This is a genomic window from Xanthomonas sp. NCPPB 3761, assembly GCF_041475705.2.
In the GTDB taxonomy this organism is placed as follows: Bacteria; Pseudomonadota; Gammaproteobacteria; order Xanthomonadales; family Xanthomonadaceae; genus Xanthomonas; species Xanthomonas phaseoli.
The window spans coordinates 2,745,163-2,765,746 of record NZ_CM191262.1 but is presented as its reverse complement, the minus strand read 5'-3'; the positions used below and the strand labels follow the sequence as shown (position 1 = coordinate 2,765,746).

Below are 20,584 nucleotides of genomic sequence, written 5' to 3'. Positions count from 1 at the left end.
GGTGTCATCCCGCTGACGACTGCGCCGGTAGCTGGGGCGCGCGGGTTCCGTCACGGCCCAGCCGGCTGCATGAACTCGATGGAAATATGGTCCGGACCAGACACGTAGGCGGTGAGCGTTCCTGTTCTCGGACCTCCCGGAATCGGCAGCGGCTTGCCCTTCGCCTTCCATCCGGCAGCTTCGACACGGGAGATGGCCGCATGGATGTCCCGGACGGTCAGCGCCAGATGGGCGGCCCCGATCGCACCCGCGCTGTCCGGCGACTGCCCATTCCGAGGACCTTTGGAATACTGCAGCAACTCGACGATGAATCCGTCCGGAGCCTTCACGATTGCCGTTCGCACGCTCGGATCATCCACGCCGGTGACCTGATGCAGGAAATCGCCGCCCATCTGTGCCTGTCGTTCGAGCGTAAACCCCAGGGCCTCGGTCCAGAACCGGATAGCCTCGTCAAGCGATGAAACGGCAAACCCGATGTGATCGACGCTGGTCACGCCTGCATTGCTATCCACTGTGGCGGCTCCGTTCCAGTACGTCCGAGACGCGATAATTTGTGTGAGCGAAGCTAGAGCCAGCAGAAGACCGCTGGCCAAGCAGGTTCTTATAGGAAGCGTAGGACAGCGTCCTCAATGCCTCCGCACGTCAACGAGGCGATCTTTCGAACGCTCTACTTCGTCCGCTCAAGCACCAGCAACGGATCGATGCGGGTGTCGAACCAGTTCATCCCCCAATGCAGATGCGGCCCGGTGGCACGTCCGGTGGCACCAACCGCGGCAATCACCTGGCCTTGCTCGACCCGATCGCCCACTTTCACGTCGATACGCGACAAGTGCAGGAAATTCGAGCTCACGCCAAAGCCGTGATCCAGCAGCACCGTGCCGCCGGTGAGATACAGGTCCGGCGCCGCGAACGTCACTACGCCGGCCGCCGGCGCCTTCACCGGGGTGCCGGTGGGCACGGCGATGTCCATGCCCGAATGGCCGGCGCCGGGCTGGCCGTTGTACACGCGTGCATTGCCGAAGCGGCCGCTGATGCGACCCTGCACCGGCCAGATGAAGGGTTGGGCGAAATCGGTGCGTGCATCGTCGCGGTCGCGTGCGGCGGTGACCTGCGCCTGCTCGCGCTTGATCCGTTCGGCGATTGCCGGCGGTGGGTTGACTGTCTTGGGCGGCACGCCGTTGACGCGTTCGATCGGCCAGTCGCGCGGCGTCACTGCGATGCTCACGTTCTGCGTGCTGCCTCCGGGCGGGGTGATCTGCACCTGCAATGGCCCGGTGGCATCGCGGCCGATACCGAACACCACGCTTCCATAACCGCTCACCCGCAAGCTGCGGCCGGCGTATTGCACCTTGCTGCCAGACGGCACCTTGCCGATCACCAGCGCACCTTGCGAGGCTCTTTGCGGAAACACGACATCAGTCGCGGCGGCCGCACTCTGCGCATCCGCGCGACCTGCAACCAGCACGACCGGCGCCAGGAGCAACCAGGCGCCAAACAGGGCTGCGCGCATTAGCGGTCGAAGGTCAGGCGCTGGCCGGCAGCGCTGCCCACCAGTTGTTCGCCGTCCCACACCTGCTGGCCGTTGACCCACGTCGCAGCGATACGCGAACGGAAGGTGGTGCCCTCGAATGGCGACCAGCCGCACTTGGACAGCACCTGCTCACGCTTCACGGTGAACGGGGTGTTGTCGATCATCACCAGGTCGGCGAAATAGCCTTCGCGCAGGAAGCCACGCTCTTGCACATCGAACAACTGCGCCGGCGCATGCGCGAACTTCTGCACGATACGGGTGATCGGCAACTTGCCTTCGTGCACCAGCTCCAGTGCCGCGACCAGCGCGTACTGCACCAGCGGCAGGCCCGAGGGCGCCTGCGCATAGGGCTTGTGCTTTTCTTCCCAGGTATGCGGGGCATGGTCGGTGGCGAGCACGTCGATGACATCTTCGGCCAGCGCATCGATCAGCGCCAGGCGATCTTCGGCATCCTTGATCGCCGGGTTGCACTTGATCAGGTTGCCCAGTCGTGCGTAATCGCTGCGATCGAAGCGCAGGAAGTGGATGCAGGTCTCGGCAGTGATGCGCTTGCGCAGCTTGCCGTCGGCATCGACCAGCGGGCCGGCTTCGAACAGCGACAGCTCGTCGGCGGTGGAGATGTGCAGCACATGCAGACGGGTGTTGTGCTTGCGCGCCAGCGACACCGCCAGTTGCGAAGACTTCAGGCAGGCCTGACGCGAACGGATGTCCGGGTGCATCTCCGGTGTCAGCGCATCGCCGTATTTTTCCTTGTACTGCGCCATCGTCGCATCGATGGTCGGGGTGTCTTCGCAATGCGTGATGATCGGCGTGGGCGCGTCGCGGAAGATCGCATCCAGCGTTTCGGGGTTATCGACCAGCATGTTGCCGGTGGAGGCGCCCATGAACACCTTGATGCCCGGGGCAGTCTTGGGGTCCAGCGACTGGATGTGGACCAGGTTGTCGTTGCTGGCGCCCATGTAGAAGCCGTAGTTGGCCCAGGCGCGCCCAGCGGCGGCATCGTATTTGGCCTGCAGCGCCGCGGCATCCAGCGTCGGCGGATTGGTGTTGGGCATGTCCATGAAGCTGGTCAGGCCACCAGCCACCGCGGCGCCGGATTCGGTCGCGATGTCGCCCTTGTGGGTCAGGCCAGGCTCACGGAAGTGCACCTGGTCGTCGATCATGCCTGGCAGCACCCAGCGTCCGGCGGCGTCCACAACGGTATCGCCAGGGGCAGGGGCGATCTTGTCGTCGATCTTGGCGATACGGTCGCCCTCGATCAGGAGATCGGCGTCGAACTTCTTGCCTTCATTGACCAGGCGGGCATTGACGATGACGGTTCGGCTCATGGATGGGGTCCTTTGCAGCTGCAGGAAGAAGACGGGGAGGGCGAGGCGGGTGCATCGGGCACCGGATCGAATCCGCCCGGATGGAAGGGATGACAGCGGCCGAGCCTGCGTGCGGCAAGCCAACTGCCGCGCAGCGGGCCGAAGCGGCCGATGGCGGTCATCGCGTAGTCCGAGCAGCTGGGTGCAAAACGGCAGCGCGGCCCGAGCAGGGGGCTGATGACGAGCTTGTAGACGCGCAGCAGCGCGATGAGCAGGCGTGAGATCACTTGCCAATGATATGCCACTTGCATTAATAGGTGGTTGCCGGGGGTCCGCGGGGTACGTTATAAAGGCCCGCTTTCCCGGGCCCCGGGGGAACCAAGGATGAGCGTTTCGTGGCTGCTAAAAAACCTGCAAAAAAGGCCGTAGAGGCCGCCAAGAAGTCCGCCAAACCCGTTGCGAAAAAGGCAGCGACGTCCGCTGCTGCGAAACCGGCCGCAAAACCGGCGACCAAGCAGTCGGCTGCCAAGAAGGCACCCGCGAAGAAGGCACCTGCGACGAAGACCGCTGCCAAGCCGGCGCCGGCTTCCAAGACCGCCGCGTCCGTAGCCCCCAAGTCAGTGAAACCCGTTGCCAAGCCTGCTGCCAAGCCGGCGGCGAAGAAGGCAGCTCCGGCTGCCGCCAAACCGGCTGCCAAGCCGGTGGCGTCCAAGTCCGTACCGAAGCCGGCCACCAAGCCGGCTCCGGCCAAGTCAGTCCCGGTCAAGGCTGAAAAGCCCGCGCCCGCACCGGTCCCCAAGGCCGTCCCTGCGAAGCCGGCAAAGCCTGCGACCCCGTCATCTAAGAATCCCGTGCCCGTTTCGAAATCTTCCGCAAAAACGCCAACCAAAACCGAAGCCCCCGCCAAGCCTGCTGCGACCCGTCCGGTCGGCAAAGTGGCCGTGGCAGTGACGTCCAAGCCGTCCAGTGCGGCTCCCAAGACCAAGTACAAGGTGGTCGAGTACAAGACCGACGAAGCAACCGGTCGCCCGATCCTGCCGCAGGGCTACAAGCCTTCCGCGGACGAGGAGTACATGAACAAGTTGCAGCAGGAATATTTCCGCCAGCGTCTGCAGAGCTGGCGCAACGAGATGGTGGAGGAATCCAAGCAGACCATCGAAAACCTGCGCGAAGAAGTGCGCGATATCGGCGATGAAGCCGAACGCGCCACCCGCGAGACCGAAAACTCGCTGGAACTGCGTGCCCGTGATCGCGCCCGCAAGCTGATTTCCAAGATCGACAGCACGCTCAAGCGTCTGGAAGACGGTGATTACGGCTACTGCGTGGATACCGGTGAAGAGATTGGCCTGGACCGCCTGGAAGCGCGTCTGACTGCCGAGCGCACCATCGACGCCCAGGAGCGTTGGGAGCATTTGCAGAAGCAGCAGGGCGACTGACCGTCCGCCTGGCTCATGAAGACCCCGCCATGTGCGGGGTTTTTTTATGGACGCCTGATCCGTTGCATCGGTACCTGGCCAGTCAGCGCACGTCGGCGAACCCCCGTCGCGCGCAGTTGAATGACGGCACCTGGCCGCGGCTTGCGGCACGAATGCCTTCGCTCCACCGCGACGCAGTGGGCCGGCAATCGCGCAATTGCGCAGCTCATTGCAGATCGCGCAGGTCCAGCTTGCGCAGGCGCGGCGCCTTCCACGCGGTGGTGGCCACCACGCCCAGGGTGACGCAGCCGCCGATTACCACCGCAGGCACCAGGCCGACCAGGCGCGCCATGACGCCGTCGTAGAATGCGCCCAGCTCGTTGGACGAGCCGATGAAGATGCCATTGATCGAAGACACCCGGCCACGCATGGCATCGGGGGTGGCCAACTGCAGGATGGTCTGGCGCACCACCACCGAGACGCCGTCGCACATGCCGTACACCAGCAGGATCGCCGCGGACAGCCAGAAATGGCGCGACAGTCCGAAGGCGATGGTGCAGAGCCCGAAGCCGGCCACCGACAGCAGCAGCACGCGCCCGGCATTGCGCTGCAGCGGGTGCCGCGCCAGCCATACGCCAACCACGATCGAACCCAGCGCCGGCGCCCCGCGCAGGATGCCCAGGCCTTCCGGGCCGTAGTGCAGGATGTCGTGGATGAAGGCCGGCAACATCGAGACCGCGCCGCCAAGCAGGACCGAAAACATGTCCAGCGCCATGGCACCCAGCATGATCTGGTTGGACAGTACGAACTGCGCGCCTTCGGCGATGCTGCGGAAGATCGGCGCACGCGGGCCCTCGCTGACCGGCTCGCTGACACGCAACAACGCCAGCGCCAGGATCGCCAGCATCGCCACGCTGGCGGCGACCCCGTAGGCCAGGCCCTTGCCGCCCCAGCCGACCAGCACACCGCCCAGCGCCGGGCCGATCACCATGCCGGCCTGGAAGGTGACGCTGCCGATGCTGGCACCACGTGCGAATGCTTCGCGCGGCAGCGCCCGTGCGAACAAGGCGTTGTAGACCGGCGACAGGAAAGAGCGCGCCGCGCCGGTGAGCGAGATGGCGGCGTAGATCGGCCACACGCCTTTGATGGGCAGCCAGCCTTGCGTGATCGCCAACAGCAGCAGTGCGGTTGCGACCAAGCCGAGCACGGCCACCATGCCCAGCCGGCGGCGCGGCAGGTGATCGACCAGGTAGCCGGCAAAAGGGGCGATGCAGAAGAGCGGCAGGATTTCAGCCAGGCCGATCAGCCCCAGCGAGAGCGGGTTGCCGGTCATTTCGTAGATATGCCAACCGACCGTCACGGCGACGATCTGGTAGGACAGCATCGCCGCCACGCGGTACAGCAGCACCAGGCCGAAGCCTGGATGGGCGAGCAGCGTCCGCAGCGAATCGGCGGGCGATGGGGTGGGCGTGCTCACTGCTGCGCGCGCGCGGTATCGCGGATGAAGGCCAGCATCGCTGCCACGCCGTTGCTGCGGGTCGGCGACAGATGCTTGGCCAGGCCGATTCCGGCGATGTAGTCAGGCTCGGTGGCCAGGATCTCTTGCGCGCTACGCCCCGAATACACGCGCAGCGCAAGGTAGATCAGCCCGGAGACAATGGCCGAATCGCTGACGGCATGGAAATCCAGCCGCTCTGCGTTGCCCTCCGGCACGATCCAGACCATCGATTGGCAGCCATGCAGGCGGTGCTCTTCGGTTTTCCACTGTTCCGGGAAGGCGGGCAACTTGCGGCCAAGGTCGATCAGGTACTGGTAGCGCTCGGACCAGTCGCCGAAAAAGGAAAACTCCTCGGCAATGGCGGCCTGCGCCTCGGCGGCAGTGGGTTCGAGCGGGAAGGGGGAGTTGGTCATCTAAGTTCCAGGATCGATCGCAAAAACTAAGGGCGTTTGGTCAGAGCCCCTCTCCTTCCGGGAGAGAGGGGTGAGGGTACGGGCGAAGCCTCGTGGCTGTTGCACGTGGCTTCGCTCGCACCCTCATCCGGCGCTGCGCGCCACCTTCTCCCGGTGGGAGAAGGGTAGGTCATGCGCGTTGGGTGTGGAGGTGTGCAAGTGCGGTTTCAGGGGATGAGCAGGGTATCGAACTCAGGCATTGCCCCTCTCCCATCGGGAGACGGGTTGGGTGAGGGTACGGGCGAAGCCTCGTGGCTGATGCAGGTGGCTTCACTCGCACCCTCATCCGGCGCTGCGCGCCACCTTCTCCCGGTGGGAGAAGGGTAGGTCATGCGCGTTGGGTGTGGAGGTGTGCAAGTGCGGTTCAGAGGATGAGGTGAGTGGTGAACCCGGGTATTGCCCCTCTCCCATCGGGAGACGGGTTGGGTGAGGGTGCGGGGGAAGCCTCGTGGCTGATACAGGTGGCTTTGCTCGCACCCTCATCCGGCGCTGAGCGCCACATTCTCCCGACGGGAATAGGAACGGTCAGGCGCGCTTCCAGCGTACGCCCTGCGGGGTGTCTTCCAGGACGATGCCCTCGTCGGCGAGCTGCTTGCGGATGGCATCGGCGCGGGCGAAATCCTTGGCTTTCTTCGCCGCGCTGCGCTCTTCGACCAGGGTGGTGATGCGGGCATCGTCGCCGGCATCGGTGCCGCGCGAGAACCATGCCGCCGGGTCTTGTTGCAGCAACCCCAGCGCCATGCCGGCACCGAGCAACTTGGCGCGCGCGGCATGCAGCTCGGTCATGCGCGCCGGCGCTTGGCCGCTGTGCATCAGTTCGCTGCGCAATGCACGCGCATCGGAGGCGATGCTTGCCATGACGGACAAGGCCAGCGGCGTGTTGAGATCGTCATCCAGAGCGGACTCCACCTCGGCGGGAATCGTCTTGGATGGTGCAAAGTCGCTGCCGCTGTTTTCGGCTTCCAGCGCAGCAAGATCCCGCAACGTCCCATACAACCGGTCCAGCGTGTTCTTGGCCTGCTCGATCAACCCATCCGACCAATCCAGTGGCTGACGGTAATGCGCGCTCAACAGCGCATAGCGCAGCGCTTCGGGCGGATGCCTGGCGATGAGCTCGTGCACGGTTTCGATATTGCCCAGCGACTTGCTCATCTTCGCGCCGCTGAAATTGAGCATGCCGTTGTGCAGCCAGAAGCGCGCAAAGGTGGCACCCCCATGCGCGCACTCGCTCTGCGCAATCTCGTTTTCGTGATGCGGAAACTGCAGGTCCACGCCGCCTGCGTGGATGTCGATGGTGGGGCCCAGATGCGCCGCAGCCATCGCCGAGCATTCGATATGCCAACCCGGGCGGCCGCGGCCCCAGGGCGATTCCCAGCCGGGCAGGTCGTCGCTGGAGGGTTTCCACAACACGAAGTCGCCGGGTTCGCGCTTGTACGGCGCCACGTCCACACGTGCGCCGGCCAGCATTTCGTCCGGGTCGCGCCGCGAGAGTTTGCCGTAGTCCTCGAAGCTGGAGACCGAAAACAGCACGTGGCCTTCTGCGGCATAGGCATGCCCGCTGGCGATCAGCTGCTCGATCATCGCCACGATCTGCGGGATATGCGCGGTGGCTTCCGGTTCGATGTCCGGTGGAACCACGCCAAGCGCCGCCATGTCCTGCCGGTAGATTGCCGCGAAGCGATCGGTGATCGTCGCAATCGGTACGCCCTGCGCCTGCGCGGCGGCGTTGATCTTGTCGTCCACGTCGGTGATGTTGCGCGCGTAGCGCAGTGCGCCGTAGCGTCGGCGCAGCAACGCGGCAAGCACATCGAACACCACCGGGCCACGGGCGTTGCCGATGTGCGCGTAGTTGTAGACGGTGGGACCGCAGACATACAGGGTGGGGCTGGACGGATCGAGCGGCGCAAACGGCTCGACCCGCCGCGTCAGGTTGTTGTGCAGGCGCAGGCTCATCGGCATCCGAAAAAGGGCAATCGCGCGATTCTAGCCCGTTGTGGCGCGATGGCGAATCGCCAGCCCGACCATGGCCACCGGATGGGTTGCGTTCAGCCCAGGCGGCCGCAAGCTCCATACACTTACGTACTGCCTGGCTGCGCGTTCCCGGTATTGATGCGACCTTCTCCGTTCTTCATGCTGCTGTGTACGTTTGCCGGGCAAGTCATTCCGGCGCATGCGGCAGAGCCCGACCCCAAGAACCGGGTTGTGGTGATCGAGAACGTGAAACTGGATTATGCGCAGGTGCTCAACGTCGAGCCGGTCTACCAGACGCTTCGCGCCACGCGTATCGAAGAGCAATGCGAAGCCGAGCAGGCGGCACAGGCTGCGGCAGCGCCGGCCGAGGACGAGGGCCGCATCAACCGCATGGTGGATTCGGTCAAGGAAATGTTCTCGCGTCGCCCCGAACCGGCCGCGCCCGCTGCGGTGCCGCCGACCAGTACGCGGCGCAACTGCAAGGTGGTGGAAGTGCCGCGCGAGTTCCGCCGGCCGATCGCCTTCGACGTGGACTATGTCTACAAGGGCACCAAATACCGTTCGCGCCTGCCGGAAGATCCGGGCAACCGGCTGCGCATCCGGGTCTCGGTGACTCCCTACATTCCCGACGCCATCGTCGCGCCGCCGCGATGAGATGCGCAGCGGTTGCGCCGTGCCCACATGCGTGCGAGGATTCGCGCCCTATGCAAGCAAACGCCTTTCAGCACGACACCAGCGCCGCCCGGATGGCCTCCGGCATGACCTCGCGTGCCCGCCGACCGGAATCCCACATTTTCGCTGGGTAAGCCGGGGCGTTTGCTGTTCCGACGTTGAAGACCCAGCCCCCAGGCTGGGTTTTTTCGTTTTGGCGTCACAAAAGTTTCAACCGCAAGAAACGCGCATGTCGCGCACCCCGTCGCTCCTGGCGGACCAACGCAGCAGTAGCACGCAGCACAAAGGATCGATCGATGTCACTGAAGCACTTCTTGAACACCCAGGACTGGAGCCGCGCCGAACTGGATGCGCTGTTGACCCAGGCCGCGTTGTTCAAACGCAACAAGCTGGGAAGCGAGCTGAAGGGCAAGTCGATTGCGCTGGTGTTCTTCAATCCCTCCATGCGCACCCGCACCAGCTTCGAGCTGGGCGCGTTCCAGTTGGGCGGGCATGCGGTGGTCCTGCAGCCGGGCAAGGATGCGTGGCCGATCGAGTTCAATCTGGGCACGGTGATGGACGGCGACACCGAAGAGCACATCGCCGAAGTGGCGCGCGTGCTGGGGCGTTATGTCGACCTGATCGGCGTGCGCGCGTTTCCCAAGTTCGTGGACTGGTCCAAGGACCGCGAAGACCAGGTGCTCAAGAGCTTTGCCAAGTATTCGCCGGTACCGGTGATCAACATGGAAACCATCACCCACCCATGCCAGGAGCTGGCGCATGCGCTGGCGCTGCAGGAACACTTCGGGACCCAGGATCTGCGCGGCAAGAAGTACGTGCTGACCTGGACCTACCACCCCAAGCCGCTGAACACCGCGGTGGCCAACTCGGCGCTGACCATCGCCACCCGCATGGGCATGGACGTGACCCTGTTGTGCCCGACGCCGGACTACATCCTGGATCAGCGCTACATGGACTGGGCCGCGCAAAACGTGGCCGAAAGCGGCGGTTCGCTGCAGGTGAGCCACGACATCGACAGCGCCTATGCCGGCGCTGATGTCGTCTACGCCAAGAGCTGGGGCGCGTTGCCGTTCTTCGGCAACTGGGAACCAGAGAAGCCGATCCGCGACCAGTACCAGCATTTCATCGTCGACGAACGCAAGATGGCGCTGACCAACAACGGCGTGTTCTCGCACTGCCTGCCGCTGCGCCGCAACGTCAAGGCGACCGATGCCGTGATGGATTCGCCCAACTGCATCGCCATCGATGAAGCCGAAAATCGCCTGCATGTGCAGAAGGCGATCATGGCTGCGCTTGCTTCGCAAGCGGGAATCGGGAATCGGGATTAGAGAATCGCAACAGCAACACCCTTGGCCCCCACCTTACGTACTAAGGAACATTGATGAGCGCTGCTTCCACCAATCCCGAATCCCCAATCACCACTCCCGGCGCCAAGGACATCGTTCTCGCGTTTTCCGGTGGCCTGGACACCAGCTTCTGCATTCCGTATCTGCAGGAGCGCGGTTATGCGGTGCACACCGTGTTTGCCGACACCGGTGGTGTGGATGCCGAAGAGCGTGAGTTCATCGAGAAGCGCGCCGCCGAATTGGGCGCGGCCAGCCACGTCACCGTGGACGGTGGCCCGGCGATCTGGGAGGGTTTCGTCAAGCCGTTCGTGTGGGCGGGCGAGGGGTACCAGGGCCAGTACCCGTTGCTGGTATCGGACCGTTACCTGATCGTGGATGCTGCGCTCAAGCGTGCCGAAGAATTGGGCACGCGCATCATTGCGCACGGCTGCACCGGCATGGGTAACGACCAGGTGCGTTTCGACCTGGCAGTGAAGGCGCTGGGCGACTACCAGATCGTCGCGCCGATCCGCGAAATCCAGAAGGAACACACCCAGACTCGCGCCTACGAGCAGAAGTATCTGGAAGCGCGTGGTTTCGGCGTGCGTGCCAAGCAGCAGGCCTACACCATCAACGAGAACCTGCTGGGCCTGACCATGTCCGGCGGCGAGATCGATCGGTGGGAAGCGCCGGGCGAGGGTGCACGTGGATGGTGCGCGCCGCGCAGCGCCTGGCCGAGCGAAGCGCTGACCGTCACGCTGAAATTCGTCGAAGGCGAAGCGGTGGAACTGGATGGCAAGCCGCTGCCGGGTGCCAAGATCCTGGCCAAGCTCAACACCTTGTTCGCGCAGTACGGCGTGGGCCGTGGCATCTATACCGGCGACACCGTGATCGGTTTGAAGGGCCGCATCGTGTTCGAAGCGCCGGGCCTGATTTCGCTGCTCACCGCGCACCGTGCGCTGGAAGATGCAGTGCTGACCAAGCAGCAGAACCGCTTCAAGCCGGACGTGGCGCGCAAGTGGGTGGAGCTGGTGTACGAAGGTTTCTATCACGACCCGCTCAAGAGCGATATCGAGGCGTTCCTGAAGTCCTCGCAGGCCAAGGTCAATGGCGAAGTGACTCTGGAAACCCGCGGCGGCCGCGTCGATGCGGTGGCGGTGCGTTCGCCGCACCTGCTCAACACCAAGGGCGCGACCTACGCGCAATCGGCCGACTGGGGCGTGGAAGAGGCCGAGGGCTTCATCAAGCTGTTCGGGATGAGCTCGACCCTGTACGCACAGGTCAACCGCTGAGCAAAAGCCCCTCTCCCCCGGGAGAGGGGGTGGGAGCGCCGCAGGGAATCTTCAGGATCGATCATGACGAACGCGTCGCCACGCGCCAGTCATGGGAACCACTGCAGCATTTGCTTCCATTGTTCGCCTTCTGGGCGCGTGGCGACGCGTTCGACCCGGTTGCCTCTCGAAGTTTCTGGAGGCGCCCCTCATCGCCCCCTTCGGGGCACCTTCTCCCGGTGGGAGAAGAGGGCCACTGCGATGGAATCCATGCCCGCACTACGCATCAGTACCGACAAGCAGGAACTCGACCTGCCGTTGATCCATCGCTTCCTCAGCGAGCAGGCCTATTGGTGCCTGGGCATCCCGCTGGACACGGTGCAGCGGGCGATCGCCGGCTCGCTGTGTTTCGGCGGTTATTGCGAGGGCGTAGGGCAGGTGGCGTTCGCGCGAGTGATCACCGACGGTGCCACCTTCGGCTATCTGGCCGATGTGTTCGTGCTTGATGCCCACCGTGGGCGCGGCTATGGCAAGCAACTGGTGGCGGCAGTGATGGCCCATCCGCATCTGCAGGGCCTTCGCCGCTTCATGCTCGCCACCTCCGACGCGCATGCGCTGTACGCACAGCACGGCTTCGCCGCGCCGGCGCGGCCGCAGGCGTTGATGGAAATCGCCTATCCCGATCTCTACCGCACCACCACCACGGCTGCCTGACACACATGACTGACCTGCTCACCGCCACGCTCGACCACCTGCAGGCGCTGGTGTCCTTCGACACCCGCAATCCGCCGCGTGCGATTGCCGCGCATGGCGGCATCTTCGATTATCTGCGCGCGCAGCTGCCGGGGTTCCAGGTCGAGGTGGTCGATCACGGTGCAGGGGCGGTGAGCTTGTATGCGGTGCGCGGCACGCCGAAGTACCTGTTCAATGTGCATCTGGACACCGTGCCGGATTCGCCGCACTGGAGCGCCGACCCGCACGTGATGCGGCGTCTGGACGACCGCGTGGTGGGCCTGGGGGTATGCGACATCAAGGGCGCGGCGGCGGCGCTGGTTGCCGCGGCCAATGCCGGCGATGGCGATGCCGCGTTCCTGTTCTCTTCGGACGAAGAAGCCAATGACCCGCGCTGTATCGCCGCGTTCCTGGCGCGTGGCGTGCAATACGAAGCTGTCTTGGTGGCCGAGCCGACCATGGGCGAAGCGGTGCTGGCGCATCGCGGCATCAGTTCGGTGTTGATGCGGTTTGCCGGGCGCGCAGGCCATGCCTCGGGCAAGCAGGATCCCTCGGCCAGCGCGCTCCATCAGGCAATGCGCTGGGGTGGCAGAGCCCTGGACCATGTGGAATCGCTGGCGCATGCGCGCTTCGGCGGCTTGACCGGATTGCGCTTCAACATCGGCCGCGTTGAGGGCGGCATCAAGGCCAACATGATCGCGCCGGCGGCCGAAGTGCGCTTCGGCTTTCGTCCGCTGCCGTCGATGGACGTGGATGGCTTGCTCGCAACCTTCGCCGGTTTCGCCGAACCGGCGGCAGCGCATTTCGAAGAAACCTTCCGCGGGCCGAGCCTGCCATCGGGCGACATCGCACGCGCGGAAGAACGCCGCCTGGCTGCACGCGATGTGGCCGATGCGCTGGACCTGCCGATCGGCAACGCAGTGGACTTCTGGACCGAGGCCTCGCTGTTTTCGGCCGGCGGCTATACCGCGCTGGTGTATGGTCCGGGCGACATCGCCCAGGCGCATACCGCCGACGAATTCGTGACGCTGGCGCAGCTGCAGCGTTACGCAGAATCGGTCCATCGCATCATCAACGGTTCGCGTTGAACCGACACGCGCCTGGCGCTCCCTTTCCTCTTTCGAACATGGCAATGTCCCCTTCCGCACAGCCCCACAAACAAACCCGCCAGACCATCGTGCGCCTGCTTTCGAGCATGGCCAGCGCGAAGGAAATCAGCCAGTACCTCAAGCGGTTTTCGCAGCTCGACGCCAAGCGCTTCGCAGTGGTCAAGGTGGGGGGCGCGGTGTTGCGCGACGATCTGGACGCGCTGACCTCGTCGTTGTCGTTCCTGCAGGAAGTGGGGCTGACCCCGATCGTGCTGCATGGCGCCGGCCCGCAACTGGATGCAGAGCTGTCGGTAGCCGGCATCGAAAAGCACACCGTCAACGGACTGCGTGTGACCTCGCCGGAAGCCTTGGCGATCGTGCGCAAGGTGTTCCAGGCCTCCAACCTGAAACTGGTGGAAGCGCTGCAGCAAAACGGTGCGCGTGCGACCTCGATCACCGGTGGCGTGTTCGAGGCAGAGTATCTGGATCGCGACACCTACGGCCTGGTCGGTGAGGTCAAGGCGGTGAATCTGGCGCCGATCGAAGCCAGCCTGCAGGCCGGCTCCATCCCGGTGATCACCAGCCTGGGCGAAACGCCCAGCGGGCAGATCCTCAACGTCAATGCGGATTTTGCCGCCAACGAGTTGGTGCAGGAGCTGCAGCCGTACAAGATCATCTTTCTCACCGGCACCGGCGGCCTGCTGGATGCCGATGGCAAGTTGATCGATTCGATCAACCTGTCTACCGAGTTCGATCACCTGATGCAGCAGCCGTGGATCAACGGCGGCATGCGGGTGAAGATCGAGCAGATCAAGGACCTGCTCGATCGCCTGCCGCTGGAGTCGTCGGTGTCGATCACCCGGCCGGCGGACCTGGCCAAGGAACTGTTCACTCACAAGGGCTCGGGCACGCTGGTGCGGCGCGGCGAGCGCGTGCTGCGCGCCACCTCCTGGGACGAACTGGATCTGCCTCGGCTGAAGTCGCTGATCGAGTCCAGCTTCGGCCGCACGCTGGTGCCGGAGTATTTCGACACCACCACGTTGCTGCGCGCGTATGTCAGCGAAAACTATCGCGCCGCGGTGATCCTGACCGACGAAGGCCGGTTCGGTGCGGGCAGGCTGACCTATCTGGACAAGTTCGCCGTGCTCGACGATGCGCAGGGCGAAGGCCTTGGCCGTGCGGTGTGGAACGTGATGCGCGAAGAGACCCCACAACTGTTCTGGCGCTCGCGTCATAACAACCAAGTCAATATCTTTTACTACGCCGAATCGGACGGCTGCATCAAGCAGGAGAAGTGGAAGGTGTTCTGGTACGGGCTGGAAAACTTCGAACAGATCCAGCATTGCGTTGCGCACTGCGCGACGCGTCAGCCGACGTTGCTGGGCTGACTGCGATGAGCGTCGTCGGCTTGCCAGCACGTTGGCGCGAACAGCCCAGCCTGCGTGGACGGCATGCGAGCCTGGAGCCGCTGCAGGCAGTGCACGCCGATGGGTTGCGCGAGGCACTGGGCGAGGGCGCGCTGTCGCGGCTGTGGTACACCAGCGTGCCCGCACCTGAGCAGGTCGATGCGTATATCGCCGCAGCCCTGGCCGCCTGCGCCGACGGCGCGGCGTTGCCATTTGCGGTGCGCGACGCGGCCGGCGACATCGTCGGTTGCACGCGCTATTACGCGCTGGATGCAGCGGTGCCCAGGCTGTCGATCGGCTACACCTGGTACGCGCCGCGCGTGCAGCGCACCGGCGTCAACACCGAAACCAAGCTGATGCTGCTGCAATACGCATTCGAAACACTGGGATGCTTGAGCGTGGTGTTCGAAACCAGCTGGTTCAACCATCCCTCGCGCGCAGCGATCTCGCGGCTGGGCGCAAAACAGGACGGCGTGCTGCGCCACCACACCCGCCACGCCGACGGTACGCCGCGCGATACCGTGGTGTTTTCCATCATCGATACGGAATGGGCCGGGGTCAAACGCCACCTGCAGTTCCGCCTGGAAGCAAACGCATGACTGTTCAACCAAAGACCATCGGCATTGTCGGCGCCCGCGGGCATACCGGCTCGGAATTGATCAAATTGGTGGCGGCGCACCCGCAGCTGCAATTGAGCTTCGTGTCCTCGCGCGAGCTGGCCGGGCAGCGCGTGGCCGAGCATAACGGTGCCTACCAGGGGCAGTTGCGCTACGAGAACCTGGATGCCGACGCGGTGGCCGCCAAGGCTGCCGATGTGGTGATCCTGGCGCTGCCCAATGGCATGGCAGCGCCTTTCGTCGCCGCGATCGACGCAGCAGCGCCGCAGACGCTGGTGATCGATCTGTCGGCAGATTACCGCTTCGATCCGGCCTGGTACTACGGCTTGCCTGAGTTGACGCGCGGCAGCTACGCCGGGCAAAGACGCATCAGCAACCCGGGCTGCTATGCCACCGCGATGCAGCTGACGATCGCGCCATTGCTCGACCAGCTGGCCGGCCCGCCGCAGTGCTTCGGCGTGTCCGGCTATTCGGGCGCGGGCACCACGCCTTCGGACAAGAACAATCCCGAGCTGCTCGCCGACAATCTGATGCCGTATGCGCTGACCAACCACATGCACGAGCGCGAGGTGTCTGCGCAGCTCGGCGTGCCGGTGGAGTTCATGCCGCATGTGGCACCGCATTTCCGCGGTATCACCATGACCGTCAATCTATGGCTGCAGCAGCCAATGACGCGCGAGCAGATCCAGGCACGCTATACGCAGCGTTATGCCGACGAGCCATTGATCGAGATCGTCGACGAGGCGCCCTGGGTGAGCCGCATCGCCGGCAAGCACGGTGTGCAGATTGGCGGAGTAACGCTGGCGCCCGGCAACAAGCGCGTGGTGGTGGTGGCGACGCTGGACAATCTGCTCAAGGGTGCGGCAACGCAGGCGATGCAAAACCTCAACCTGGCGCTGGGCTGGGACGAGTTGATGGCAATTGGTTGATGCGAGTCCCTCGCAAGAGCCTGTACATCCTTGTGCAGGGATTCAACGAAGCGAGTCCCTCGCAAGAGCCTGCACATCCCTGTGCAGGGATTCAACGAAGCGTGTGCATTGCAACAGCCCGCACATCCCTGTGCGGGGATCGAAACTGGACGACTGACTCGAGACGCTTTCCGATGACCAATCTGTTGTGGCAAAAACCTGGCGTTGCCGTGGACGCCAAGATCCAGAGTTTCCTGGCCGGCGACGATGTGATCCTGGATCGCGAATTCTTCCTGTATGACATCGCTGCCAGCAAGGCGCATGCGCAGGGGCTGCAGCACATCGGCATCTTGTCGTTGCAGGAGCTGGATGGCTTGAGCGAACAGCTCGACCTGCTGGCCGCCGATTTTCGCAGCGGCGCCTTCGTGCTCGATGCGCAATACGAAGATTGCCACTCGGCTATCGAAGCGCGCTTGACCGAGCGTCTGGGCGATGCAGGCCGCAAGATCCACACCGGGCGCAGCCGCAACGACCAGATCCTGGTCGCTACGCGCTTGTGGCTGAAGGACAAGCTGCAGCGCGTTGCCACGCTCAGCGCCGAGATCGCCAAGGTGGCGTTGGATCGCGCGCAGGCAGAGGCCGAGCTGCCGGTGCCCGGTTATACGCACATCCAACGGGCGGTGGTGTCGTCGGCCGGCATGTGGTGGGCGGGCTGGGCGGAAGCCTTCATCGACAATGCCGTGCGCGCAACCGATACCTTGCAGTTGGTGGACAGCAACCCGCTCGGCACCGCCGCAGGCTACGGCGTGAATCTGCCGCTGGACCGTGCGCATACCACCGCCGAACTGGGGTTTGCACGTTTGCAGGTCTCGCCGATCTACGCCCAGCTTTCGCGCGGCAAGTACGAACTGGCCGCGCTCGAAGCGCTCGGCGGCGCCACGCTGGATCTGCGCCGCATCGCCTGGGATCTGTCGCTGTTCACCAGCGGCGAATTCGCGTTTGTCGCCTTGCCGGCCCAATACACCACCGGCAGCTCGATCATGCCGAACAAGCGTAACCCGGACGTGATCGAGCTGATGCGCGCAACCCATGCCAGCGTGGCGGCAGCGCGCACCGAGATCGAACAGCTGCTGTCGCTGCCGTCGGGTTATCACCGCGATCTGCAGAGCAGCAAGGGCGCGATCGTGCACGGCTTTGGCCGCGGACTTGCAGCGCTGGAACTGTTGCCGGCCTTGCTGGCCAATCTGGAATGGCGCCCGGACAACTTGCGTGCCGCCATCGATTCGGGCATGTACGCCACCGATGTGGCCGTGGAAGCCGCGGTAGCCGGCGTGCCGTTCCGCGAGGCGTACAAGGCCGCAGCGCAGGCCTCCGAGACCGCAGGGCAGGGACGCACACCGGAAGGCAGCCTGGCTGCGCGGGTGTCGCCCGGTGCGGCAGCCGACCTGCAACTGGACGTGTTGCAGGCGCGCTGGCAGGCGCTGCGCGCATGACGACCCGCTATCTGGTGCTTGCGCTGCGCAAGCCGGGGTTTGCTGCCGATGTGGTGCAGCCGCATCTGGACTTTCTCGATGCGTTGCGCGCCGCCGGGCAGCTCGAGCTGACCGGCGGCTTCAGCGATCGCAGCGGTGGCGCGTATGTGCTGGTCAACGTGGCCACGCTTCAAGACGCAAAGCAGATCGTTGCGCGCGACCCGCTGGTGCTGCGCGATGCCTCTGCACTGACGGTGTACGAGTGGAACACGCACTGAGGACGCCATTGCCATGAGCACGCCTGCCAGCACCTTGTCGCCGTTCACCGAGCAGGCGCTGCCGCCATGGCGCCGTGCGGTGCTCAAGGTCGGCAGCAGCCTGCTCGCCGCCGATGGGGGCGGGCTGTCCCCACGCTTCGCGCTGGGTCTGGCGCAGTTCGTCTCCGCCAACCTGGCTGCCGGGCGCGAGCTGGTGATCGTGTCGTCGGGCGCGGTGGCCGCTGGTCGCGCCATCCTGCCCAAGGCGGTGGATGTCGGCGCGCCGATCGCGGCGCGGCAGGCACTGGCCGCCTTGGGCCAGGCGCAGTTGATTGCGTTGTGGCAGCGCTTTTTCGAGCGGCCGGTTGCGCAGGTACTGCTCACGCATGACGACCTGCGCAACCGTCGCCGCTATCTCAACGCGCGTGCCACCTTGGGCGAGTTGCTGCGGCTGGGCGCGCTGCCGGTGATCAACGAAAACGACACCGTCTCGGTGGATGAGCTGAAGCTGGGCGACAACGACAATCTGGCCGCGATCGTAGCGGCGCTGGTCGATGCCGACGCGTTGTTCATCGCCACCGACATCGATGGCTTGTACAGCGCCGACCCACGCAGCAACCCATTGGCGCGCCCGCTCGACGATGTGCCCGAGCTCACTCCCGAAGTGTTGGCGATGGCTGGCGGCAGCGGCAGCAGCGTGGGCACCGGCGGCATGCGCACCAAACTGGAGGCCGCTGCAAAGGCCGGTGCGGCCGGCATCGAAACCTATCTGTTCAACGGCCGAAGTGGCGAGGTGGTACGCGCCCTGGCGCAGGACCGCCTGCGTGGCACGCGCATCCACGCTGCACGCACGCGCATCGCTGCGCGAAAATACTGGCTACGGCACGCACCGGTGGAGGCTGGCGCGATCCTCATCGACGACGGTGCTGCGGCGGCCCTGACCGGCAAGGGCGCCTCGCTGTTGCCAGGCGGGGTGGCCGGTGCGCAGGGCGATTTCCGTCGCGGCGACATGGTGGAGATCCGCCTGCGCGACACCGCGGGCGAACAGTGTCTGGCACGCGGAGTGAGTCAGTACTCGGCCCTGGATATCCGTCGTATCGCAGGCCGCCACTCGCGCGAAATCGAGAATGTGCTCGGCTACAGTTACGGCGAAAACGTGGTGCATCGCGATGATCTGGTGGTGTTGTAGCAGAGATTTGACATTTGGGATTGGGGATTCGCAAAAGCATGTGTGCTGCGCGTTTCACCTTTTACCGCTTTGTTGCAGTGAATGAGTCCGTTTGTGGTGATAAAACGATGTCGCCTCCTTTTGCAAATCTCCAATCCCGACTCCCAAATCCCGGCCCCCAAATGACCATCAAAACGCTCGCTCTGCAATGCCGTGACGCCGCGCAGGTGGTGTCGCAATTGTCTGCACAGGCCAAGCACGCCTTGCTGGAGGCGATGGCTGCCGCGCTGGAAGCCGATGCCGCGGCGATCCTGGCCGCCAATGCGCGCGATCTGGAGGCAGCGCGTGCCAAGGGCACCGGCAGTGCCATGCTCGATCGTCTGGCGCTGGACGACAAGCGCCTGGCCGGTATCGCGGCTGCGTTGCGCGAGGTGGCGGCCTTGCCCGATCCGGTCGGCCAGGTCACCCGCGAAGATGTGCGCCCCAACGGGATTCGCGTGCAGAAGGTGCGTGTGCCGCTGGGCGTGATCGCGATGATCTACGAAGCGCGGCCCAACGTCACGGCCGACGCCGCCGCGCTGTGCATCAAGGCCGGCAATGGCGTGATCTTGCGCGGCGGCTCGGAGGCGATCCATTCCAACACCGCCATTGCGCGCGCACTGCAGCGGGCCTTGCGCGAGGCCAATGTGCCGGAAGCGGCGCTGACCCTGGTCGAGGATTTGCGCCGCGAGACCATGCTGGAGCTGCTGCAGCTCAACGAGATCGTCGACCTGGCGATTCCGCGCGGTGGTGAAGGGCTGATCCGGTTTGTCGCCGAGCACGCGCGCGTGCCGGTGATCAAGCACTACAAGGGTGTGTGCCATCTGTTTGTGGACGCGTCGGCCGATGTGGAGCTTGCGCTGCGGTTGTTGATCGATGGCAAGGCGACGCGGCCGGCAGCCTGTAATTCGCTGGAGACCTTGCTGGTGCATGCAGACATCGCCGAGCGCTTTCTGCCGCTTGCCGCGCAGGCATTGCGCGAACGCAAGGTGGAACTGCGTGGCGATGCGGCGACTCAGGCGGCGCTGCCGGACATCGGCGCTGCCAGCGACGACGATTATGCCGCGGAATTTCTCGACCTGATTCTGGCCATCCGCGTGGTGCCGGATCTGGACACGGCGCTGGCGCACATCCACCGCTACGGCTCGGACCACACCGAAGTCATCGCCACGCAGGACGCCGGCAACGCAGAACGGTTCGTGCAGTCGCTACGCTCGGCGGTGGTGATGGTGAACGCCTCCTCGCGCTTTTCCGACGGCGGTGAACTCGGCCTGGGCGCGGAGATCGGCATCTCCACCACGCGCCTGCATTCTTATGGCCCGATGGGCCTGGAAGCGCTGACCGTGGAGCGCTTCGTGGTGCGCGGCCAAGGCCAGGTGCGGCATTAGGCAAGGCTGCACACCTGCCGCAAGCGCCATCAACGGCTGCTGCTTGCATCGCTGAGCGATCGGCAAT

Annotated in this window: 21 protein-coding genes; 13 read left to right on the top strand and 8 right to left on the bottom strand. The window is 64.8% G+C overall.

Features of this window, described 5'->3' with window-relative positions; translation table 11 throughout:
- Positions 1 to 50: 50 nt before the first annotated feature.
- The 5 genes from ACCQ00_RS12080 to ACCQ00_RS12060 form a co-directional block, all read right to left on the bottom strand.
- A complete protein-coding gene (locus ACCQ00_RS12080; protein ID WP_039574833.1) occupies positions 51 to 593 on the bottom strand; it encodes a VOC family protein in 543 nt (180 codons plus the stop codon).
- Positions 594 to 667: 74 nt separating this feature from the next.
- Positions 668 to 1,510 carry a M23 family metallopeptidase gene (locus ACCQ00_RS12075; RefSeq protein WP_039574831.1) on the bottom strand — a complete coding sequence of 281 codons (843 nt, stop codon included), beginning with the start codon at positions 1,508 to 1,510 and terminating at the stop codon, positions 668 to 670.
- On the bottom strand, positions 1,510 to 2,859 hold the full coding sequence (locus ACCQ00_RS12070) for a dihydroorotase (RefSeq protein ID WP_372353938.1): 1,350 nt from the start codon (positions 2,857 to 2,859) through the stop codon (positions 1,510 to 1,512). The genes ACCQ00_RS12075 and ACCQ00_RS12070 overlap by 1 nt, the downstream gene beginning before the upstream one ends.
- Positions 2,856 to 3,149: a membrane protein insertion efficiency factor YidD gene (gene yidD / locus ACCQ00_RS12065; RefSeq protein ID WP_011347711.1), complete on the bottom strand. Its 294-nt coding sequence runs from the start codon at positions 3,147 to 3,149 to the stop codon at positions 2,856 to 2,858. The genes ACCQ00_RS12070 and yidD overlap by 4 nt, the downstream gene beginning before the upstream one ends.
- Positions 3,149 to 3,727 carry a hypothetical protein gene (locus ACCQ00_RS12060; protein ID WP_017156112.1) on the bottom strand — a complete coding sequence of 193 codons (579 nt, stop codon included), beginning with the start codon at positions 3,725 to 3,727 and terminating at the stop codon, positions 3,149 to 3,151. The genes yidD and ACCQ00_RS12060 overlap by 1 nt, the downstream gene beginning before the upstream one ends.
- 52 nt (positions 3,728 to 3,779) lie before the next feature.
- Here ACCQ00_RS12060 and dksA point away from each other — a divergent pair, with 52 nt between their 5' ends.
- A complete protein-coding gene (gene dksA / locus ACCQ00_RS12055; protein ID WP_236493604.1) occupies positions 3,780 to 4,274 on the top strand; it encodes an RNA polymerase-binding protein DksA in 495 nt (164 codons plus the stop codon).
- A gap of 205 nt (positions 4,275 to 4,479) precedes the next feature.
- Here the strand turns inward: dksA and ACCQ00_RS12050 are convergent, their stop codons facing one another.
- From ACCQ00_RS12050 to cysS, 3 genes are all read right to left on the bottom strand, one after another.
- On the bottom strand, positions 4,480 to 5,730 hold the full coding sequence (locus ACCQ00_RS12050) for an MFS transporter (protein ID WP_039571969.1): 1,251 nt from the start codon (positions 5,728 to 5,730) through the stop codon (positions 4,480 to 4,482).
- Entirely contained in the window at positions 5,727 to 6,164 is a 438-nt protein-coding gene (locus ACCQ00_RS12045) for a SufE family protein (RefSeq protein WP_017156110.1), read from the bottom strand. Before ACCQ00_RS12045 ends, ACCQ00_RS12050 begins: the two co-directional genes overlap by 4 nt.
- 564 nt (positions 6,165 to 6,728) lie before the next feature.
- Complete coding sequence (cysS, locus tag ACCQ00_RS12040; protein ID WP_039571967.1) at positions 6,729 to 8,156, bottom strand: cysteine--tRNA ligase; 1,428 nt, start codon at positions 8,154 to 8,156, stop codon at positions 6,729 to 6,731.
- A 177-nt stretch (positions 8,157 to 8,333) separates the two neighbouring features.
- On the opposite strand from cysS, the gene ACCQ00_RS12035 reads away from it, so the two are divergent.
- From ACCQ00_RS12035 to ACCQ00_RS11980, 12 genes are all read left to right on the top strand, one after another.
- Positions 8,334 to 8,828 carry a hypothetical protein gene (locus tag ACCQ00_RS12035; protein WP_039571965.1) on the top strand — a complete coding sequence of 165 codons (495 nt, stop codon included), beginning with the start codon at positions 8,334 to 8,336 and terminating at the stop codon, positions 8,826 to 8,828.
- Positions 8,829 to 9,142: 314 nt separating this feature from the next.
- Positions 9,143 to 10,174 (top strand): N-acetylornithine carbamoyltransferase, encoded by a 1,032-nt coding sequence (locus ACCQ00_RS12030; RefSeq protein WP_008573404.1) that lies wholly within the window; start codon positions 9,143 to 9,145, stop codon positions 10,172 to 10,174.
- A 53-nt stretch (positions 10,175 to 10,227) separates the two neighbouring features.
- Positions 10,228 to 11,463 carry an argininosuccinate synthase gene (locus tag ACCQ00_RS12025; protein ID WP_039571964.1) on the top strand — a complete coding sequence of 412 codons (1,236 nt, stop codon included), beginning with the start codon at positions 10,228 to 10,230 and terminating at the stop codon, positions 11,461 to 11,463.
- A 240-nt stretch (positions 11,464 to 11,703) separates the two neighbouring features.
- Positions 11,704 to 12,156: a GNAT family N-acetyltransferase gene (locus ACCQ00_RS12020; protein ID WP_011408722.1), complete on the top strand. Its 453-nt coding sequence runs from the start codon at positions 11,704 to 11,706 to the stop codon at positions 12,154 to 12,156.
- A 5-nt stretch (positions 12,157 to 12,161) separates the two neighbouring features.
- Positions 12,162 to 13,262: an acetylornithine deacetylase gene (locus tag ACCQ00_RS12015; RefSeq protein ID WP_039571959.1), complete on the top strand. Its 1,101-nt coding sequence runs from the start codon at positions 12,162 to 12,164 to the stop codon at positions 13,260 to 13,262.
- Positions 13,263 to 13,306: 44 nt separating this feature from the next.
- Entirely contained in the window at positions 13,307 to 14,650 is a 1,344-nt protein-coding gene (locus tag ACCQ00_RS12010; RefSeq protein ID WP_039571957.1) for an acetylglutamate kinase, read from the top strand.
- A 5-nt stretch (positions 14,651 to 14,655) separates the two neighbouring features.
- A complete protein-coding gene (locus ACCQ00_RS12005) occupies positions 14,656 to 15,267 on the top strand; it encodes a GNAT family N-acetyltransferase (RefSeq protein ID WP_017157783.1) in 612 nt (203 codons plus the stop codon).
- A complete protein-coding gene (gene argC / locus ACCQ00_RS12000) occupies positions 15,264 to 16,214 on the top strand; it encodes an N-acetyl-gamma-glutamyl-phosphate reductase (protein WP_017157784.1) in 951 nt (316 codons plus the stop codon). The genes ACCQ00_RS12005 and argC overlap by 4 nt, the downstream gene beginning before the upstream one ends.
- A 173-nt stretch (positions 16,215 to 16,387) precedes the next feature.
- Complete coding sequence (locus ACCQ00_RS11995; protein ID WP_039571955.1) at positions 16,388 to 17,686, top strand: argininosuccinate lyase; 1,299 nt, start codon at positions 16,388 to 16,390, stop codon at positions 17,684 to 17,686.
- Positions 17,683 to 17,943, top strand: a complete 261-nt coding sequence (locus tag ACCQ00_RS11990; protein ID WP_017157786.1) for a YciI family protein — start codon at positions 17,683 to 17,685, stop codon at positions 17,941 to 17,943. The genes ACCQ00_RS11995 and ACCQ00_RS11990 overlap by 4 nt, the downstream gene beginning before the upstream one ends.
- Before the next feature lie 13 nt (positions 17,944 to 17,956).
- Positions 17,957 to 19,111 carry a glutamate 5-kinase gene (gene proB / locus ACCQ00_RS11985; protein ID WP_039571952.1) on the top strand — a complete coding sequence of 385 codons (1,155 nt, stop codon included), beginning with the start codon at positions 17,957 to 17,959 and terminating at the stop codon, positions 19,109 to 19,111.
- Between the two features lie 161 nt (positions 19,112 to 19,272).
- A complete protein-coding gene (locus ACCQ00_RS11980; RefSeq protein WP_039571949.1) occupies positions 19,273 to 20,517 on the top strand; it encodes a glutamate-5-semialdehyde dehydrogenase in 1,245 nt (414 codons plus the stop codon).
- The last annotated feature ends 67 nt before the right edge of the window (positions 20,518 to 20,584 follow it).

Coding starts and splice junctions, on each gene's coding strand:
- ACCQ00_RS11990 (WP_017157786.1), top strand. CDS start 17,683: ATGACGACCCGCTATCTGGTGCTTGCGCTGCGCAAGCCGGGGTTTGCT.
- ACCQ00_RS12010 (WP_039571957.1), top strand. CDS start 13,307: ATGTCCCCTTCCGCACAGCCCCACAAACAAACCCGCCAGACCATCGTG.
- proB (WP_039571952.1), top strand. CDS start 17,957: ATGAGCACGCCTGCCAGCACCTTGTCGCCGTTCACCGAGCAGGCGCTG.
- ACCQ00_RS12020 (WP_011408722.1), top strand. CDS start 11,704: ATGGAATCCATGCCCGCACTACGCATCAGTACCGACAAGCAGGAACTC.
- ACCQ00_RS12005 (WP_017157783.1), top strand. CDS start 14,656: ATGAGCGTCGTCGGCTTGCCAGCACGTTGGCGCGAACAGCCCAGCCTG.
- ACCQ00_RS12070 (WP_372353938.1), bottom strand. CDS start 2,859: ATGAGCCGAACCGTCATCGTCAATGCCCGCCTGGTCAATGAAGGCAAG.
- ACCQ00_RS11995 (WP_039571955.1), top strand. CDS start 16,388: ATGACCAATCTGTTGTGGCAAAAACCTGGCGTTGCCGTGGACGCCAAG.
- cysS (WP_039571967.1), bottom strand. CDS start 8,156: ATGAGCCTGCGCCTGCACAACAACCTGACGCGGCGGGTCGAGCCGTTT.
- ACCQ00_RS12035 (WP_039571965.1), top strand. CDS start 8,334: ATGCTGCTGTGTACGTTTGCCGGGCAAGTCATTCCGGCGCATGCGGCA.
- ACCQ00_RS12075 (WP_039574831.1), bottom strand. CDS start 1,510: ATGCGCGCAGCCCTGTTTGGCGCCTGGTTGCTCCTGGCGCCGGTCGTG.
- argC (WP_017157784.1), top strand. CDS start 15,264: ATGACTGTTCAACCAAAGACCATCGGCATTGTCGGCGCCCGCGGGCAT.
- ACCQ00_RS12015 (WP_039571959.1), top strand. CDS start 12,162: ATGACTGACCTGCTCACCGCCACGCTCGACCACCTGCAGGCGCTGGTG.
- ACCQ00_RS12025 (WP_039571964.1), top strand. CDS start 10,228: ATGAGCGCTGCTTCCACCAATCCCGAATCCCCAATCACCACTCCCGGC.
- ACCQ00_RS12045 (WP_017156110.1), bottom strand. CDS start 6,164: ATGACCAACTCCCCCTTCCCGCTCGAACCCACTGCCGCCGAGGCGCAG.
- ACCQ00_RS11980 (WP_039571949.1), top strand. CDS start 19,273: ATGACCATCAAAACGCTCGCTCTGCAATGCCGTGACGCCGCGCAGGTG.
- yidD (WP_011347711.1), bottom strand. CDS start 3,149: ATGCAAGTGGCATATCATTGGCAAGTGATCTCACGCCTGCTCATCGCG.
- ACCQ00_RS12030 (WP_008573404.1), top strand. CDS start 9,143: ATGTCACTGAAGCACTTCTTGAACACCCAGGACTGGAGCCGCGCCGAA.